This window comes from Escherichia sp. E4930 (assembly GCF_005845405.1).
Taxonomy (GTDB): Bacteria; Pseudomonadota; Gammaproteobacteria; order Enterobacterales; family Enterobacteriaceae; genus Escherichia.
This window is the reverse complement of record NZ_VCDZ01000079.1, coordinates 1-2697: the sequence shown is the minus strand read 5'-3', so window position 1 is coordinate 2697 and position 2697 is coordinate 1. Positions and strand designations below refer to the sequence as shown.

Below are 2697 nucleotides of genomic sequence, written 5' to 3'. Positions count from 1 at the left end.
CGCCTGTTGTTGATGCAACCAGATATCACGCCCTTCCGCCTGCCCTTCACCTGCCGTTTCGCCTCCATCAGCAGATCGTGGCGCTTGCCCGCTTTACAGATTGTTGGATTCGCCCGCAGGTTGAAACAAAGTTGTTGTCCGGTACGCAGCTCGGGCGCAAATGACCGGCATTCGATGGTGAAAGTTTCACTTTCCGCCGGGCGTTCCTGCGAGAGGACAAAAAAGCGAAACGCGCCCTGGAGTTCTTCCCGACGATAAAGAAATTGCCTTTCTTTGCCGCCAGGGAAGAGATCCCACAACCACTGATGCATCACATATTCACCGCGATCCACCAGATGCAGCAACTGCGCAGGCGAAAGCTGGCCGGTATGTAAGGTTATTCTTGAGAGGTACATGGTTCCTCCTTGCTGAGCCACGGCCCCTGATTGATGGTGCGTTCCCCAAACAGCCACTGCTGACGATTTAAAGGAACATCCCGGCGGCGTAATATTTTGCTTGCGACCAAACCATCGTGCTCCCCTTCCCACCAGCATTCATCCTGAAGTTTCGGGAGTGAGACTTTCAGTTCGCGGAAACGATCCTGATACTGTTGGTATGCGTTACGTAAGACATCAGACGCGTTGCCTTCGAGCAGTAACGGCGCAAGTGGTAACGCCAGCGGATGACTTTTTCGCCCCAGATAAAGCGGAAAAACCGGATGGCGTAAACCGTCCTGCAACTGTTCGAGGCTGTATGGCGCATCGGGGGTTTTTGCCATAGCTACCATCCACCAGGCGTCGGTGTAGTAGTCGCGTCGGGAGATAATCGCGCTTAGCAGTTCAGGATTACTCAACTCTTCGCTACGGCTGAAATAACGCGCTTTACGCACCTCTTTTGGCATCTGGATCGTGTGATAATCCCGTGCCCAACGCGGGTTATGGCTGGCACAAACCACCAGTGAATAGTGGCAATTAAACGCGTTTAAGCGTTCGGTATCATCACGCCGGATCCCTACCCCGGCAGCCAGCAGCCCCAGCAATGCTGAGCGCGAAGGCAGTTCATGGGTATGACGCACTTCGCCGGGGGCATCGACGCCCCAGGATGCCATTGGCCCATGAAGCTGAAAAATCAGATATTGGCTCATAAGCCGCCCCTTACGCGCAGATAAAGTCCAGCACGTCCTTCATGCTTCCCTGTTTGTTCATCACGTCAAAACTTGCGCATTCGGTCTTCTGTTCGTAAACCGTATTCATGTTTTCGCGAAGCGTTGTAATACGCTGCACCGCCACATCTAACTGACGGGTACCATTAATGGGTTCATAGAAAGCCGCCGCCAAAGAGCGTGGTTGATCGGTGCCCTTTTCTGCCAGCGCCCAGGAGGCGTAGGCACGGCTGGCAAAGCTATTTTGTTTACCGGTGGGGGAGACTTTAAGCGCGGCTTCCGTAAAGGCGCGTATGGTCTGATTAGCCAACGCTTGGTCACCGCCGAGGTTTTCGACCAGCAGATCTTTATCGATGCAGATATAGGTGTAGAAGAGCGCAGAACCGAATCCGGTTTCACCAAGATGCCCGGCACCGGCATCTTCAGAAGCCTGGCGCAAATCATCAACGGCGGTGAAAAAATCATCTTCGACAATCGTTTCACTGACACCAAATGCATGCGCGACCTGGCAGGCAGCTTCAACATTAAACTCGGGTTTATTCGCCAGCATACGACCAAACATGGCAATATCTACCGCCATACGGTCTTTACGTAACAAAGCGAGATCTTCCTCTTTTGGCGCGCGCTTTTCTTCTGCCAGTTGATGGGCAAGCGCTTTTACGGCGTCAAATTCTACCGGGCTGATATGGACTAACTGTTCAGTTTCGGCGTTACTAAGCGGATCTTTTGGTTTTTTGTCGTTTTTAGCTTTCCCAAGATAATCCGCAATTTTTGCCGCCCACTCGATGGCTTTTTTCTCTTCGATTCCTTTCTCAATCAGGATAGCTGCCGCCTCACGCGCGATACGCCCACTGCGAGTACCAATATGGCCCGCCAGCGCCTGTTCAAAAAGTGCAGAAGTGCGCCACGCACGTTTCAGACTTTGCGAGGAAACGCGCAGTCGCGTTGCTCCACCCAGTGCCACAGTTTTCGGCGCACCGGTGTCATCACGGTTAAGGTTGGCAGCAGGGTAAGCGGTTAACAAATGAAGCTGAATAAATGTCGTCATGAGATAGTCCTTTATTAATTTTGTTCGTTATCAGCGTCGCCGGCCTGGTAATATTCCAGCGCCCAGCGGATACGGATAAATTCTGTTGGCCGCTGCTGGCGGCGGTGATGATTGAGCAGGTCATCGCTCTCCTGGCACCAGCGGAAAATATCGTCTGCCAAAGAGATAAGATTGACGGAACCATTTAATAATTTGACCGCGCGACGTAACTGACGCAGTAAATCATCCGGTGTTTTGACTGCCGACAGGCGAGTAAAACGCCCTTCAGACATTACCGCCGCCAGCTGCGCGGCAAAAGGCTGCCGTTCATCAATAGCTTTTACATTGGCGCTAACTGCGGCGACCAGCGCCAGTGCGGTAAAACGCCACTCTTGTGCTTCAATTTTCCACAAAGTGTGGGTCTGCATCAGCAGAGAACGAAACCCTTCTGACAAGCAAACATCATTAATCGTTGTGCTACGCCGCAGACTGGCACGATTGCCGCGTTTAGCTGCAACTCTTCGTGCCA

The 2697-nt window shown here is 52.5% G+C and carries 2 protein-coding genes and 2 pseudogenes; all 4 read right to left on the bottom strand.

Annotated features, from left to right (window positions below):
* Window positions 1–395 (bottom strand): annotated as a pseudogene (gene cas6e / locus FFT88_RS25190) (type I-E CRISPR-associated protein Cas6/Cse3/CasE); the annotation flags it as partial.
* Window positions 377–1123 carry a type I-E CRISPR-associated protein Cas5/CasD gene (cas5e, locus tag FFT88_RS25185; RefSeq protein ID WP_135403837.1) on the bottom strand — a complete coding sequence of 249 codons (747 nt, stop codon included), beginning with the start codon at window positions 1121–1123 and terminating at the stop codon, window positions 377–379. The gene cas5e and the pseudogene cas6e, both read right to left, overlap by 19 nt.
* Before the next feature lie 10 nt (window positions 1124–1133).
* Entirely contained in the window at window positions 1134–2189 is a 1056-nt protein-coding gene (gene cas7e / locus FFT88_RS25180; protein WP_135403836.1) for a type I-E CRISPR-associated protein Cas7/Cse4/CasC, read from the bottom strand.
* Window positions 2190–2203: 14 nt separating this feature from the next.
* Window positions 2204–2697 (bottom strand): annotated as a pseudogene (casB, locus tag FFT88_RS25175) (type I-E CRISPR-associated protein Cse2/CasB); the annotation flags it as partial.